Annotated in this window: 11 protein-coding genes; 6 read left to right on the forward strand and 5 right to left on the reverse strand. The window is 40.9% G+C overall.

The genetic code is table 11. The features are described 5' to 3' along the window. The first annotated feature begins 33 nt into the window (after positions 1-33). The 3 genes from NST93_RS10600 to NST93_RS10610 all read left to right on the forward strand — a co-directional run bounded on the left by NST93_RS10600 (position 34) and on the right by NST93_RS10610 (position 3,919). Positions 34-1,170 (forward strand): CaiB/BaiF CoA transferase family protein, encoded by a 1,137-nt coding sequence (locus tag NST93_RS10600; protein WP_405096801.1) that lies wholly within the window; start codon positions 34-36, stop codon positions 1,168-1,170. 29 nt (positions 1,171-1,199) lie between these two features. Beyond that, positions 1,200-2,405 (forward strand): acyl-CoA dehydrogenase family protein, encoded by a 1,206-nt coding sequence (locus tag NST93_RS10605; RefSeq protein ID WP_405096803.1) that lies wholly within the window; start codon positions 1,200-1,202, stop codon positions 2,403-2,405. A 68-nt stretch (positions 2,406-2,473) separates the two neighbouring features. Continuing rightward, positions 2,474-3,919 (forward strand): NAD-dependent succinate-semialdehyde dehydrogenase, encoded by a 1,446-nt coding sequence (locus NST93_RS10610; RefSeq protein WP_405096805.1) that lies wholly within the window; start codon positions 2,474-2,476, stop codon positions 3,917-3,919. Positions 3,920-4,261: 342 nt separating this feature from the next. Here NST93_RS10610 and NST93_RS10615 read toward each other — a convergent pair whose 3' ends face one another. From NST93_RS10615 to NST93_RS10625, 3 genes are all read right to left on the reverse strand, one after another. Further along, positions 4,262-4,585, reverse strand: a complete 324-nt coding sequence (locus tag NST93_RS10615) for a DUF3870 domain-containing protein (protein WP_405096807.1) — start codon at positions 4,583-4,585, stop codon at positions 4,262-4,264. A gap of 882 nt (positions 4,586-5,467) precedes the next feature. After that, a complete protein-coding gene (locus NST93_RS10620) occupies positions 5,468-7,105 on the reverse strand; it encodes a thiamine pyrophosphate-dependent enzyme (protein ID WP_405103838.1) in 1,638 nt (545 codons plus the stop codon). A 23-nt stretch (positions 7,106-7,128) separates the two neighbouring features. Continuing rightward, positions 7,129-8,307 (reverse strand): LL-diaminopimelate aminotransferase, encoded by a 1,179-nt coding sequence (locus tag NST93_RS10625; protein WP_405096809.1) that lies wholly within the window; start codon positions 8,305-8,307, stop codon positions 7,129-7,131. Between the two features lie 306 nt (positions 8,308-8,613). Between NST93_RS10625 and NST93_RS10630 the strand changes: the two genes are divergently transcribed. The 3 genes from NST93_RS10630 to NST93_RS10640 all read left to right on the forward strand — a co-directional run bounded on the left by NST93_RS10630 (position 8,614) and on the right by NST93_RS10640 (position 13,129). Beyond that, positions 8,614-9,606, forward strand: a complete 993-nt coding sequence (locus tag NST93_RS10630) for a TAXI family TRAP transporter solute-binding subunit (protein WP_405096811.1) — start codon at positions 8,614-8,616, stop codon at positions 9,604-9,606. 32 nt (positions 9,607-9,638) lie between these two features. Continuing rightward, positions 9,639-11,597, forward strand: coding sequence for a TRAP transporter permease (locus NST93_RS10635; protein WP_405096813.1), 1,959 nt, complete (start codon positions 9,639-9,641; stop codon positions 11,595-11,597). Positions 11,598-11,851: 254 nt separating this feature from the next. Next, positions 11,852-13,129 carry a glycosyltransferase family 2 protein gene (locus NST93_RS10640; RefSeq protein ID WP_405096815.1) on the forward strand — a complete coding sequence of 426 codons (1,278 nt, stop codon included), beginning with the start codon at positions 11,852-11,854 and terminating at the stop codon, positions 13,127-13,129. 506 nt (positions 13,130-13,635) lie between these two features. Here NST93_RS10640 and NST93_RS10645 read toward each other — a convergent pair. Both NST93_RS10645 and NST93_RS10650 read right to left on the reverse strand, forming a co-directional pair. Then, a complete protein-coding gene (locus NST93_RS10645; RefSeq protein WP_405096817.1) occupies positions 13,636-14,772 on the reverse strand; it encodes a DegT/DnrJ/EryC1/StrS family aminotransferase in 1,137 nt (378 codons plus the stop codon). Further along, positions 14,765-16,084, reverse strand: coding sequence for a nucleotide sugar dehydrogenase (locus NST93_RS10650; RefSeq protein ID WP_405096819.1), 1,320 nt, complete (start codon positions 16,082-16,084; stop codon positions 14,765-14,767). The genes NST93_RS10645 and NST93_RS10650 overlap by 8 nt, the downstream gene beginning before the upstream one ends. Positions 16,085-16,233 lie beyond the last annotated feature (149 nt).

Raw genomic sequence — 16,233 nt, forward strand, 5'->3', positions numbered from 1 at the left:
TTTTTTCATACTTACAAGAAAGGAGGCTTTTACATGGGATCAAGTCTATCACATATTAAGGTTCTCGATTTATCCCGGGTGCTTGCCGGCCCATATTGCACAATGATTTTAGGAGACCTTGGAGCGGAAGTGATTAAAGTCGAAGCGCCTGGAGGCAGTGATGAAACCCGTAAATGGGGTCCGCCGTTTCAACATGGTGTCAGTGCGTATTATCTTAGTGCCAATCGAAATAAAAAGAGTATTACGGTTGATTTAAAGACAGAAGAAGGAATTACCTTCATAAAAAAACTCGTCACAGAAAGTGATGTCATTATCAATAATTTTAAAAACGGTACGATGGAACGGCTAGGACTTAGTTATGAAACAGCAGAAGCATTAAATCCGGCAATTGTATATTGCTCGATTACAGGATTTGGTGAAACAGGGCCAAATAAAGATATGCCTGGTTACGACTTTATCATTCAAGCGATGAGCGGCATGATGAGCATAACTGGTGATGACAAATCAGGGCCACAAAAGCTGGGAATTGCCATTACCGATGTTTTAACTGGATTATACGCTTGCATCGGTATTCAGGCTGCACTTCTCGAAAGAAGCAAATCGGGCAAAGGACAAAAACTCGATGTTTCCCTTTATGACAGTGCCGTCAGCTCACTTGTTAATATCGGAAGCAATTATCTTATGTCAGGTAAAATTCCTGAAGCACTTGGGAATCATCATGCAAATATTGTGCCGTACCAGACCTTTAAGACCGCAGATGGCCAAATTGTTATTGCAGTGGGAAATGACAGGCAGTATAAGAGATTATGTGCAGTTCTCGAAAAACCTGAGCTTGGTACAGACAATAGATTTTTAACCAATCCGGATCGGGTCAAGCACCGAGAACAACTCGTTCCTCAGCTGCAAGCGTGTTTTCTCAAAAACACCACCAGCTATTGGCAAAAACGCTGTAATGAGAATCATATCCCGTGCGGACCAATCCAGAATTTAGAAGAAGTAGCGAAGGATCCGCAGCTGATTGCCCGCAACATGTTTATCGAAGCCGAACATCCAACAGCCGGACCAATTAATATGATTGGAAGCCCAATAAAATTATCACGGACACCTGTAACCTACAAACACCATCCACCAGATGCAGGTGAACATAATGAAGAGATAATAAAAAAGTAAAATGATAACTAATTCGAGGAGATGATTAGATGAACTTTGAATTCTCAGAGGAACAAAACATGCTGCGTAAAACGGTGAGGGACTTTACTGATAAAGAAATTATGCCTTATATAGCAGAATGGGACCGGGAAGGAAAATTCGATGTGCGCATTATGAATAGACTTGCTGAACTTGGCTTTATGGGCGTATGTATCCCAGAAAAATATGGCGGCAGCGGAATGGACTATAATGCACTTGCTATCGTTTGTGAAGAACTGGAACGAGGCGATACTGCGTTCCGTACAGCTGTCTCCGTTCATACCGGCTTAAACAGCATGACATTGCTGCAATGGGGTACCGAAGACCAAAAAAAGAAATACCTCTTCCCCCAGGCTAAGGGAGAAAAAATCGGTGCATTCGGTCTTACTGAACCAGGTGCAGGCTCTGACGTCGCTGCGTTAGAGACAACTGCAGTTAAAAACGGGAATTACTATATTTTAAACGGTCAAAAAACATGGATTTCGCTTTGCGATCTTGCAGATCACTTTTTAGTTTTCGCCTATACGGGTGACAAATCAGAAAAACACAAAGGAATTTCTGCCTTCATTGTTGAACGTGCATGGGAAGGATTTTCATCGAAAGCAATTAAAGGAAAACATGGAATTCGCTCAGGGAATACCGGCGAGTTATTTTTCGATAATGTGAAGGTGCCAAAGGAAAACCTGCTTGGCGTGGAAGGTGAAGGCTTTAAGATTGCCATGTCGGCTTTAGATAATGGGCGCTTCACTGTTGCAGCCGGTGCAGTTGGTCAAATCATCGCCTGTCTCGAAGCAAGTGTTAAGTACTGCCATGAGCGTGAAACTTTTGGAAAAGAAATCGGCAGACATCAGCTCGTCCAACAAATGATTGCCAAAATGGAAGCCGGTTTACAAATGAGCAGGCTCCTCGTTTATCGTGCTGGAGAATTAAAAAATCAAGGAAAACGCAATACCCGGGAAACCTCACTCGCGAAATGGCAAGCATGTGATTTTGCCAATCAGGCTGCAGATGATGCTGTCCAAATCCATGGGGCTTACGGCTATTCCGATGAATATCCAGTCGAACGCTATTTACGTAATTCAAAAGCTCCGGTCATTTATGAAGGAACACGTGAAGTGCATACGATTATGCAGGCAGAGTATGTGCTGGGCTATCGTCAGGATAAACAGTTAAATAAAATGCTGCCGGCATGGGATTCTGAAACGATTAAACAGTAAACAGACAAAGGGACAGGTGTTTGAAGCACCTCCCCTCTGTCCTATTTTATTTTGAGGAGCGTGTCTGCGTGAACTTAGAAAATAAAACGAAAAGTATATGGATTAACGGCATTTGGAAGGATTTTACAGGGAAAACAGAAACCATCTATAACCCTGCTACATTGGAGCCCATCACAGAGGTAGACTATGGTGGAGAAATTGAAACAGCTGAAGCAATTCAAGCTGCCAGTAAAGCCTTTTCTTCCTGGAGTGAAACGACTGGACGTGAGCGCTCTCGTATTTTATACAAAGCTGCGGAGCTGATGACGCAGAATGCCGAACGTCTTGGTGAAATTTTAACTCTTGAACAAGGGAAGCCTCTAACAGAAGCAATCGGTGAGGTAAAAGGTGCCGCCTCCTTCTTATTATGGTATGCAGAAGAAGCAAGCAGAGGATATGGCGAATGGATTCCTCCCTCCAGCCAATCGAAGCGATTACTCGTTATACCAAAGCCAATCGGAGTAGTTGGAGCAATTACACCATGGAATTTCCCATCATCTATGATTACCCGCAAAATTGCTCCCGCCCTTGCCGCAGGATGTACGATTGTTTTAAAACCAGCCCCAGAAACGCCGCTTTCCGCGATTGAAATAATGAAGATTTTCCAAAAGGCGGGTATTCCCGATGGTGTGCTGAATTTAGTAACTGGAGATGCAGAGGCAATAGGTAAAGCCCTGCTTGAAAGTAAAGACGTTAAACTGATCACATTTACTGGATCAACGGCAGTAGGCAAATACTTAATCCAGGAAAGTGCTGCACATGTGAAAAAGCTGTCACTTGAGCTGGGTGGCCATGCGCCAAGCATTGTTTTTGAAGATGCTGATATGGAGAAAGCCGCGACACTCGTGTTAGGAAGTAAATTTAGAAACAATGGCCAAACCTGTATTTGTACGAATCGATTATATGTACACGAATCCATTGCAGAGGAATTCACTGCAGTGTTAACTGAAAAAGTAAAGCAGCTAAAAATCGGCTCTGGTCTGGAGAAAGGAATTGAACTTGGTCCATTAATCAATAAAAAAGCATTGGATAAAGTGCATGTTCACTTGGAAGATGCTGTAGAAAAAGGTGCAAAAGTGATTTGCGGGGGTACTGCCTGGAACGGTGATTTAGATGGATACTTCTACGAGCCTACCATTCTGTCAAATGCAACAGATGAAATGATTATAATGAGCGAAGAAACATTTGGACCGCTCCTTCCTATCCAAACATTTAAAAAGGAAGATGAAGTGATACATGCTGCCAATAATTCAGATTATGGCTTGGCTGCTTATGTCTTTACTGAAAATACGAACTGTGCCATCCGCACTTCTGAAAAACTGGATTATGGGATTGTCGGTATCAATGATGTATTTCCCGCAACTCCGGAAGCCCCATTTGGCGGAATAAAACAATCCGGCATCGGAAAAGAAGGCGGTCACCATGGAATGCACGAATTCCTTGAGAAGAAGTTTATATCGATTGGAATAGAGTAACTGAATGGTCTAACTTTAATTGCCCGAACGAAATTGGAGCTGGTACGGTCGACGAGAGCAATCTTCATCTTCCGAACAAATGAAAATATAGCTTGTGCGGGTGTTGAGAGGACCACTAAAACCGCACAAGCTTACTCAAAACACTGAATTAACTTGATCAGCGGGGTCTTCTTATCCGTTCAAAAAAAACAAATCCTCTATTTTTCGTTTTTCTAAAAAACATGCTCGCCTTTAATTGCTTTCCTATGAAGTTAGGCTTTTTTATGATGTGGAGTCTCTTCATCTATCAGAGACTCACCAAAATTTTTGCTGATAGAATAGTTGACCAGCCTGTACTATAAATTATTCTAATGTTTCTTTCATTTTACACTGTTCATATTGCTTGTATAAGTCCTTTAATGCTGAAACGAGTGCATTGCCAGCTTTACCTAAATAATGTTCCTTAATTAATTTCGTTGGCACATCAATTCCGTCTTGTAAACTATGTCCTTTTAACAGGTATTGAACAAAGCCTCTCCCGTGTTCCGTTGCCAGGGTACAACCCGCTGTTACGATAACGCCATATTTTTTATCTATTTCCGCTGTAATGGTAAGTGTGTCATAGATGTTCTTTGCCGCCATTCCGGATGGCAGTCTCGAATGCCCCGCAATAAAGACTGTGTTCAATTCTCTCAATCCTTTCAATATTGAATTTTCTATTATTAATATACCATGGATTCGTGTTCTTGATTAAGGAGGTTGAATGTTAGAAATGAATAGGACATGGTTTTGCGAATTATAGGGCAGAACGCTCAGACTGAGACAGATTTAATACCAACCAATAAAAAACGAACATTATCGAATAAAAAGCTTTTAAAGTTAACCTTTTACAATGGGATAATAATTCATAGTCGATAGAAAGTGCTGATTAATTTAATTCAGTATATTGCATACTCCCCTGGAAAATTGCAGCCCGAATACACTTCGCTTTCCGTGGGCCGCTGGTGAGCCACGACGCACAGGACGTGCTAGTGCAGATGTTGCCACAGGACGTGGCGTATGTAATCTGCCTCGTGCTAAAGCACTCGCAGTCTCACCTATGCCTCTCATCCCACAGGAGTCTTCGTGTATTCGGGCTGCTTCGTGCTGAAAATATTATTTAGTGTTCTTATTGAAGTAACAAAATAAAAATAAAAGAACTTGTTGGGATCACCTCTGAAATTATGACAGTGTGTAGTCTAAAAACAATATTAGGATAATTAATGTGCATATCTTCTGACTTCATTCAATGAAATAACCATCCGTTTTTAGCCGGAACAGTCCAAAAGGAATAAGGGAAAGAGCAAAACAAATATTATTCTGAATTAAGGTAGTCAGGATTCCACTTAAAATCCGAACGAATTAAGGCATTGTTCGGATTTTGTTAAATTATATTTCTTTTGTCTCAGCTTCAACATCTGACGCACATCTTCAAACGAGATAATATAAATTTCGAAATAGGATCGGAAATTCATCCATCCACCCGCTTAACTTACGAAGGTGGATGAATGATTCCATCCGGCCTGGCTTTTATGTTTTTTTCGCCTTGCGTATCCCAGTAATTGTTGAGGAAACGGCTATTTCTTCCTTACCCGTTATAATTTCGATTACTGTAACATTTTTACTGTTTAACGCTTCCTTTAAAGCATGTTCAAATTCTTCCGCAGAGTTAACCTGATATCCATCTGCTTTGACACTATGCGCTAAGTCCTTAAATGAAACCTGCCCTAAATCAGTCGCCATCACCCGCTCTGGATAATGCAATTCCTGATGCATCCGAATCGTACCATACATATTATTATTAAAGACGAGACAGATAACAGGGATTTGATACCTGACAGCTGTTTCAAGCTCTTGAGCAGTCATCATGAACCCGCCATCACCTGATAAAGACACTACCGTCCGATTCGGACAAGCAAGCTTCACTCCCAGGGCTGCTGGCATTCCATATCCCATTGCTCCTGAGGTCGGTCCGACATACGTATTACTTTGTTTGAATGGGTAAAATGCATGGAGCCAGCCTGCAAAATTACCTGCATCATTCGTTAACACAGCATCATCTGGAAGTGTATTTTCAAGCACTCCGATAATCTGCTTATTTATTACATCTCCTTCTCTTATAGCTAAGCTGCTCACAATCGTATATGCCTGCCTTCTCTCTGTCGCCCACTCGGACCAGGGCGTTTGCACTTCAAACTCTTTCATTGCCTCTAAAGCTTCCTTTGCATCGGCAACAATCCCTATATCTGGAGCATAGACTTTGCCCAGCGTGTCAGGGTCAATATCGATATGAATCAACTTTTTTCCATGTGTAAAAATAGAGTAATCCTGTGTAGTCACTTCTGAAAGTCTTGTTCCCACCGCAAGAATAACATCTGCCTCTGCTACGGTCTTCAGTATTTCTTTATTGGAACCGAGTCCCAGATGTCCGACATATAATGGATGATCATTCGGAAAAACATCATGCCTGCGAAATGCAGTTAATACTGGCAGCTCGAGTTTTTCTGCAGCTTTCAGCAACTCGGATTCTGCTTGTGCAAGCTTCACTCCTCCTCCTGCGAGGATTACTGGTTTCTTTGCGGTTGAAAGCATCTCCTCAACCAGAAGTATTTCTTTCTTTGAAGGAGCCGGACTTGGAATTTGCAGCAGGGGACCAAATTGCATCTCCCCTTCCATTGGTAAAATATCTTCCGGCAAGGAAATAACGACCGGTCCAGGCCTGCCCGTTTGTGCAACCCGGAAGGCTCTTTCAACGATTTCTGGTATTCTTTCTGGATCTCTTATCTCCACAGCCCACTTCGCAATTGAGCCAAAAAACTCCGCCAGTTCAACTTCCTGGAAGCCCTCTCTTCCACGGAATTTACGATGAACCTGGCCAAGCAGCACAATCATTGGTGTAGAATCCTGGAAGGCAGTATGTACACCAATCGAAAGGTTCGCCCCGCCTACTGCTCTCGTTGCTAAAACAATACCTGGTTTATTTGCAGCTTTCGCATATCCTTCCGCCATAAAAGCTGCTCCACCTTCATGTCTGGCAGAAATCACATCAATCGTGCGCTCATCATAAAGTGCATCAAGGACAGGTAAATAACTCTCTCCAGGCACACAGAATACCTTTTCTACAGCTGCTCTTTTCATGCACTCAACGATTGCACGGGCTGCAGACATTTTTATATTTTTTGCCACAGACACTAGCATTTCTCCCCCTTTATCTGGAGTTTCTTCAAACGGTGAATCACCTCATCCAATCGCTCTTTGCTTACAGTTAGAGCAATTCGAATATACCCCTCACCAGATAGACCAAATATTGTTCCAGGAGTGACGATAACCCCTGCTTCCTCCAGCAGTTTAGTTGCAAAACTGCTTGACGAAAATCCAGTTGGCACCTTGGCCCAGAGGAAAATCGTTCCTCTCGTCTTTTGAACAGATACTCCTATCTCATTCAATGCGGTACATAACATTTCCATTCTCTCTTTAAAAATAAGGCTGTTTTCTCTTGTCGCTGCTAAATCACTTCGCAGAGCGGAAGCTGCAGCCAACTGAATAGGCAGAAACTGCGAGGAATCAATATTACTTTTGAGTGTTGCCAATGCTTTAATAACATGTTTATTCCCAACAATATAGCCAATTCGCCAGCCTGTCATATTAAAGCTTTTCGATAATGAACCAAATTCTACTGCAATATCTTTCGCATTTGGAATCTCCAGCACACTTGGAGCTTTATATTCATCAAATGTTATCAGATCATATGCCGCATCATTGACAAGCAGGATATTATTATTCTTTGAAAATGCTGCTGCTTCTCTGAACGTACTTAATTCAACAGTGGCACCTGTCGGATTGCTTGGATAATTTAACAGCATCAGTTTAGCCCGTTGTCTGTTCCTTTTAGAGATTCTCCCAAATTGCGGAACATAGCCCTTTTCCTGATCCAACGGCAATACGATACTTTCACCGCCAGCCAATAGAACCGCTTTTCTATACACTGGATAACCAGGATCAGGCACCAATACCGCATCACCAGGATTAATAAATGCTTGCATCAAATTTGCGATACCTTCTTTAGAACCGATTAATGCCAATACCTCCGTTTCCGGATCCAAATCAACAGCATACTGTTTCTTATAATATTCTGCGACTGCTTCTTTAAACTCAGCACAGCCACTGTACGGAGAATAACGATGGTTGGCAGGTTTCTTTGCTTCCACTGCAAGCCGCTCATAAATAAAATCAGGCGCAGATAAATCAGGCGCTCCTATCCCCAAATCAATCACATCTACTCCCTTTTGTTCGAGCTCTGCCTTTTTATATTGGAACTCCGAAAATACATACGGCGGTAAACTTTTTAGCCTATCAGAAACAGCAATCATCTCTAACCTCCCAATTCAGGACAGCTGCTCTCCACTAAAAACGACTGCCCTGTTCTTCTTTTCATCTAATATTATCGTATTTTAAGAAGCACGCTTTTAGAAGGGAAAGTAGCAGCAGGAAAGTTTTAATACCCAGTTTTTTTATCTAAATGAACCAGTGCTCTATTATGAAGAGGTTTAGAAAGTTGTAATACTACAAGGTTTTCCAACATATTTTGTGTAATAACTGCTTGCCTTTTCAAAGGGGTAACAAAGAGGGCTGTCAAAAAAGTGGACAAAATAAATGAGTAAAGGGGTTCTAATCTGATGAATAGGATGAAGTTCGTTCGTATTCTGTTGTTGCTTGTTAGCATTTTATTCGTTCTTGCCGCTTGTGGAGGCGGTGGTAAAAATATAGCAATTGGACCACCAGCAAGTGAAACGAATACTGCATCAACGTTAATTCTTGAGGCATATGGAATAGGTGAAGAGGATTATAATGCTTATCAAGAAGGATTTGGAGATGCGGCGGATGGTGTACAGGATGGGAATATTGATATTTCAATTGGTATTTTAGGTTTGCCTGCAGGAAGCATTGAGAGTTTACAGGCGACTGCTGGGGATGTAAAGATGGTTGGGCTTTCAGATGAAGCAATCGCATATATTGAAGAAAACAGCGGCTACCGCCGTTATACAATCCCACAAGATACGTACGATTTTTTAGAATCAGATATTGAAACCGTAACAGCATATGCAATTCTTATGGCAAATACCGATACAATCGATGAAGAGCTTGGGTACCAGCTTGCAAAAAGCATGGTTGAAAATGCAAATGAAAATACACATGCACAGTCAGAACATATGACATTAGAAAATGCACTTTTAGGGGCAGAGGGACTGCCGATACACCCAGGAGCAAAACGATATTACGAAGAACAAGGCTTAACTGTAGACAATCCTGTAGCAGAATTAACTGCAACAGACGCCAAAACGGAACTCATCCTAGGAACTGGCAGTCAGGGTGGAACCTATTATCCGCTTGGAGGCGAAATGGCAAATATTTGGAATAATAATATCGATGCCATCAATGTAACCAATACAGAAACTGGAGCATCGATTGAGAACCTTGTGAGCATTAGCAATGGAGATTTGGATCTTGGGATGACCGTGCATGTTCCCGCACTGGCTGCCATAAATGGGGAAGCAGATTTTGCAGGAAATAAAGTAGAAAACACTGCATTTATCGGTCATATTTATCCGGAGGTTATTCAGATTATAACGCGTGAAAACACCGATATTGATAGTCTTGATGACTTGTAATTCATTCAACTTTTGTTGAAGGATGTGAACAGATGAAAGAAAACCGGGAAATGGGCGTAAAAGAAATATTAGAGAAATATGATAAAGAAAGTAATTTTCGTGAGAATATCGGGAAATGGGCATGGGTTGTTACTTTTCTTGCTGTCGCTTTAACTGTTTTTCATTTATACACTGGTTATTTTGGAACGCTTCCTTCACAGCAGCAAGGTGCAATCCACTTAGGAACTGCTTTAGGCATTATCTTTTTACTTTTTCCCGCAAAAAACGGTCTCCAAAAGATACAGAAGACAGTTCCATGGTATGATGTGCTCCTCGCATTTACAGCAATTTATGTGACATATCATAAAGTTATCTTTTTTGATTCCATTTTGCAGAGTCGTATTTCCGGATATAGTTTGCTTGATACAATCATTTCCATCCTAGGCATTTTGCTGTTGCTCGAGGCAACCCGCCGCACTGTTGGATTACCGATTGTCATCGTTGCTTGCGTTACAATTTTATACGCATTATTCGGAAATCTGGTACCTACGCAGATTTTGTCTCATCCAGGATTCGCTGTTGAACGGCTTGCAACAGATTTATGGTATAAGGAAAGCGGTGTTTTTGGGACACCCATTCAAATATCAGCAAAGTTTATTTTCCTGTTTCTGTTTTTTGGTGTTGTCCTCGTACACACAAAAATCGGTAAGTTCTTCAATGACCTCGCCTTCGCGCTGACAGGAAGATTTACTGGCGGTACTGCAAAGGCTGCTGTAGCTGCAAGTGCGCTGCAAGGCATGGTTTCAGGCAGCTCAGTTGGCAATACCGTTGCTTCTGGATCCTTTACCATTCCGATGATGAAGAAGTCAGGATTCAAACCAGAATTCGCCGCAGCAACAGAAGCTTCTGCATCAACAGGTGGACAAATTATGCCACCAATAATGGGTGCGGCAGCTTTTATTATGATGGAATATCTAGGTGTGTCTTATGCAGCAATTATGCTTGCAGCTATTGTTCCAGCATTTTTATATTTCACAGGAATATTTATCGGCACACACTTTGAGGCAAAGAAGCTGGGTATCCTCGGTATGCCAAAGTCAGAACTCCCAAGCTTTCGAAAATTAATGATGAAGTACGGTTATATGCTCTTGCCATTATTTATAATCGTTGGAACAGTTATGGTTGGATTTACACCGCAGCGGGCAGCTTTATTAGGGATTATATCCGCCTTTTTAGTGAGCTTAGTAAGAAAAGAGACAAGGATAAATATTAGAAAAGTCATTGATGTATTTGAACAAGGGGCACGTGTCGCTTTACCTGTTATAGCTGCGGTTGCTACTGCAGGCATTATCGCCGGCGTCGTCAGTATCACTGGTCTCGGCTCGAAATTTGCTTCCGGTATTATCGCATTATCGAGCGGGCATTTATTTCTCGCACTTTTCTTCACCATGATTGCTTGTCTTATCCTTGGAATGGGATTACCTACAACGGCAAATTACGTTGTAACAGCAACGATTGCTGCCCCTGTGCTTATTAATGAATTCGGTGTAGCACCAATCGCTGCACATATGTTTGTCTTTTACTTTGGAATTGTTGCAGATATAACACCACCTGTATGTCTTGCAGCATATGCTGGCGCAGGAATAGCAAGGGCGAATCCCTTTAAGTCTGGGGTCATCGCAGTGAAGCTAGCAATAGCAGCCTTTATTATTCCATATATATTTGTCTATGATTCTATTCTCGTCCTCGTTGACGTTACACCTGTACGGCTCGTCATTGCTTTAGCAACAGCATTATTGGGAATGATTGCTGTAAGCAGCGCAGTCATCGGCTTCTTTATTCGTAATTCTTATTTCTGGGAGCGATTCATCCTTTTCCTGGCTGGCATCATCCTAATTATTCCAAACATATGGAGCAGTGTACTTGGTTTCGTATTAGTAATAGGGATTTGGTACATTCAAAAGCAACGTAAGGATGATAGCGGGAAGATGGAGATGAATATGTCACACTAATAAAAGGTTGCTCATTGGCGGATGGATGTTCATGAAGCGCGCGCTTTCTGATGTGGTCGGAAAGCGCGCGTTAATGTGCGGATATTTCGGATTAGCAGGCGCGAGGGCGGCGCGGGTGGGCGCTTACTCGGGGGTGGGCGTGATAACAGCAGTTGTATTTAATTGTTATAAAATAATTATTATTTCATATACATCAGTATTGTTTATACTTACTAAAACCTGCCTAAGAAAACTAGGGGACTGGAGGGTTCCTCATGAAAGAAATAACTGTCATTCTAATAGATTATTCTGAGCAATCGACCTTATATAAAGCCATGACTTCTTTACAAACAATCTCATCCACATTAAACTCTGTCATTGTGCTGCAAAATCAGAATATCTCATTGCATAAGCTCCCAGATCATTGGCCGTTTCCGACAATAACAGAGATTCATTCCTTCCAAACCAAACAGATGGTAAAAGCACTTAATAAGGCGATTTCTAAAATAAAAAGTGAGTATGTCCTTTTTCTTCATGACTCAGATTACCTTGTTGCAGCTGCGAGTACGAATTCATTTGAAATGAATCCTGCGCAAGCAATGATTGTACAAAACTATCGCATTAAAAATATATCCATACACCTCCCCTTGCTCGTTCGGACAGCATTACTTCAGGAAAATCCATTTCCACCAGATCAGCAGCTACCTTTTAAAGAGTCCCTCTTCCCTGCTTGGATTTCCGGCATCGACGCGTCCTTACAACACGTTCAAGAGGGATTAGTAAGGAAATCTAAAGAAAAATCAACTCCGGATCGAGTCGCAAAACAAAGATTTGCAGAGAAGTACCAGCTGCAGAAGGTAGACAAACAACATCCAAGCCTTTCCATACTCATTGCCAATTACAACATGGAAAAATACGTAGAAACAGCAATAGCTTCTTGCCTTTTCCAAAACGAAAAAGCCAATCAGATCTGCATTATGGATGATGGTTCGACAGATAACTCGAAGGAACGCATTCAAAACTGGCAGCGAAACCCAGGGGTTCAGATATTTCACAAAAAAAATGAAGGTAAAGCAAGAGCACTGAACGATTTATTAGCAGAGGCAACATCTGATTTTATTCTTGAGCTTGATGCAGATGACTGGCTTGATCCGGATGCTGTTTCCATAATAAAAAAACACCTCGCAAATGCACCTGAAGATGTTGCTGTATTGTATGGCAACTTTCGAAAATGGAAGCAGACGGCTGATGATGTTCAATATAAAAAGATTGCGATGGGGCGCGAGGTTAACGGAAAAAAGGATTTACTGTCTTATTCATTTCCACTTGGTCCAAGAATCTACCGGACATCTTCATTAAAGGCAATCGGCGGTTTTCCCGTTATTTTCTTTCAGCAGGGCAGACTATATGAAGATGTGAGTGTGCTAAACCGTTTAATAACGGACTATCGTTTCCAGTATGCAAATTTTACAGTCTATAATGTCAGAGAACATAAGGAAAGTATTACGAAAAATAACTTAGAACACTGGAATGCATTTTTTAAAAACCTCTAAGTATATATTCTGTTGTATTTTAATCAATTCAATGCAATGCGAAAAGTCTAGGACAAAAAATTATAATATATCAAAATCCGAACGATATTTTATTCGTTCGGATTTTAAATAGAATGCTGACCAATTTAGTTCAGGATATATAAAAGCCAGAGGGAGCAGGGTCAGTGGTGAAACTGTCTATGAGAATTTCTCTATAAGACAGTAACAGCTAGAAAAGCGGTCAAACTGTCTATAAGAACTTCTCTATAAGACAATAACAGCCGGAAAAATAGTGAAACAGTCTATTAGAATCACTCTATAAGACAGTATCAACAAGGAAAATGGAGAAACAGGTTATTAGAATCTCTCTATAAGACGGTAACAGCTAGATAAACGGAGAAACTGTCTATAAGAACTTTTCTATAAGACAGTAACAGCTAGATAAGCGGTCAAACTGTCTATGAGAAAGCCATCTGTCCAGAAAAACGGAGTTACTCTGAATTAAAATTATCAGCAGTTTTTATCAACTATGAATTAGTATTCTCTTGGTCCTTCATATAAGCCTGGATGGCAGAAATAATGAAATCTTGCTGCTGAAAAGTCAGCATTGGATAAATTGGAAGTGCCAAAATTCGTTTTGCCGCTTTTTCAGCGATTGGAAAGTCCCCCTCTTTATATTGCAAGTAATGAAAAGCCTTCTGTAAATGTAATGGAATGGGATAATAAATCGCTGATGCAATTTCTTTTTTATTTAATTCTGCTGCAAGTGCATCACGGGAATCAAGTTCAATACAATATTGATGAAAGGTATGCTCTCGGTCGTCCGGGACTGCTGGAGTCAGCAAAATATCACGCAAATTCGCTGTATACCTTTTAGCGACCTCTTTTCTCTTATGCAGGAAAATGTCTAAATAATATAGTTTAACAAGCAAAATCGCTGCCTGGAATTCATCCAATCTGCTGTTCATGCCTATCAAGGAATGATGGTATTTCTTGTCACTGCCATGATTACGGAGTTTCGCAATTCTTTCGTAAATCTCCTTTTGGTTTGTTGTAATGAGTCCAGCATCTCCCAGTGCCCCGAGGTTCTTTGAAGGAAAAAAGGAAAAGCACCCGATGTCTCCAATCGACCCAACTCTTTTTCCTTCATATTCTGTCCCGATTGCCTGACACGCGTCCTCAATAACAAACAACTCGTGCTTCTGAGCAATCGCCATAATCTCCTTCATATTTGCTGCCTTTCCATATAAATGGATAACGATTATTGCTTTTGTATTTGGAGTAATTGCTGCTTCCATTTTCGAGGGATCAATATTATAGCTTTCCTCTTCTATATCAACAAAAACGGGCCGGGCACCAACTTCGGCAATCGCCTCACCAGTGGCAAAGAAGGTGAATGGAGATGTGATCACTTCGTCTCCAGATGCAATATTCAATGCTTTCAGTGCTAAAACTAAAGCATCTGTTCCATTTGCTACACCGAGTCCGTATGTTGCTCCTGTATAATTTGCAACTAATTCTTCCAGCTTCTCCCCCTTTTCCCCGAGCACATAGTTTCCACTGTCTAATACTTCCATAATCATTTCAAGGATAGGGGTTCTGAGCAGCTTTAACTCTTCCTTTAAATCAACCATTGGTATTGGTGTTAACTTGTTGTTATTCATATTGTCTTTCCTCATTTCCTATACCAAAATAAGTGATGCCTAATTTGTTTATCGCTTCCTTATCCAACTTATTCCTGCCATCAAAAACAAGCTTGCACTTTTTGAATGCTGTAAAATCTAAGTTTTCATACTCCTGGTGAAATGCTTGGTTAATAATTACATCTATTTCAGCATGAAGCGGATCCTTTAACTGGAGCGATGAAACACCATAGCTTTCTATTTCTTCATCCGTAAATTGAGGGTCGTTGACAAAGATATTTACGTTCTTTTTCTTTAATTGTTCAATTAGCGTCAAGGTTGTTGATTTTGTTGGTTCCTTCACATTCTCCCGATAAGACAGCCCAAGAATAAGTATATTTTTATCTTGCAAACTCCCTATCTCTTTTTCTATTTTTTTCAGGCTGTAATCTGCCATACTGTCATTAATCTTCCTTGATAAAGCAGTTAACCCTTTTGTTAATCCTTTATTAATAAAAAAGTAAGGGTAGATTGGAATACAGTGTCCGCCGACACCGATTCCCGGGTTATGAATATGAGAATAGGGCTGGCTATTGCTGGCACGAACTACTTCTGTTATATCGACGTTTTTTTCATCTGCAAAACGGGCCAACTCGTTTGCGAGCGCAATGTTCACATCGCGGTATACACATTCTGCAATCTTTGAAAACTCAGCAGTTTCCAGTGAATGCACTTCAATTAACTCACAGCCCAATGCTACCGTGTAAAAGTCTTTTGCCAGCTCAAGACTTTTTTTATCCAGTCCGCCAACTATTTTGGGATAGCTTTGTAAATCATCGATAATCCGATTCGAGTAAACCCTTTCCGGACTGTATGCGAGAGAGAAATCTTCGCCCATTTTCAGACCTGATACTTCTTCGATTTTTTTTCCGAATCTATTCCGTGTGTCACCAGGAGGAAGTGTTGTTTCAAAAATAATTAATGATCCTTTTTTCAATCCTTTCGCTATATCCAAAACAGCCAGATCAATAAATTGATAATCTATATTATTGTGCGCATCAACTAGGACCGGCACAATAACAATAATTACTTTGGATTGTTCCACAGCTTTGGAGGTAACAGATGTTGCTGATAATGCTTTATTTTTATGAGCTTGCGAGACTAATTCCTCTAGTCCAGGCTCATTTTTAATATGGGATATTCCTTGATTGATAGAAGACACAACAGATTTGCTGATATCTGCACCAAACACCTTATACCCATTATTTGCGAAGACTGCAGCTAAAGTCAGCCCGATTTTTCCCAGGCCGACAACAGCTACTGACTCTATTGATGAACTTGGATTATGCGCCATATTAAACCCTCTTTCTTCATCTATTTATCGCAGGTTAAGTCGGCAGTAAATATCCCATAGGGGAACTTAAGTTGCGGGAATAAACTGCTGCTAAACGCCCGATTTGTTCAACTGATAATCAGTCGAAGAAATGCATTCTTTTCTACTGA

The organism is Oceanobacillus sp. FSL H7-0719, from assembly GCF_045040795.1.
Taxonomy (GTDB): domain Bacteria; phylum Bacillota; class Bacilli; order Bacillales; family Amphibacillaceae; genus Oceanobacillus.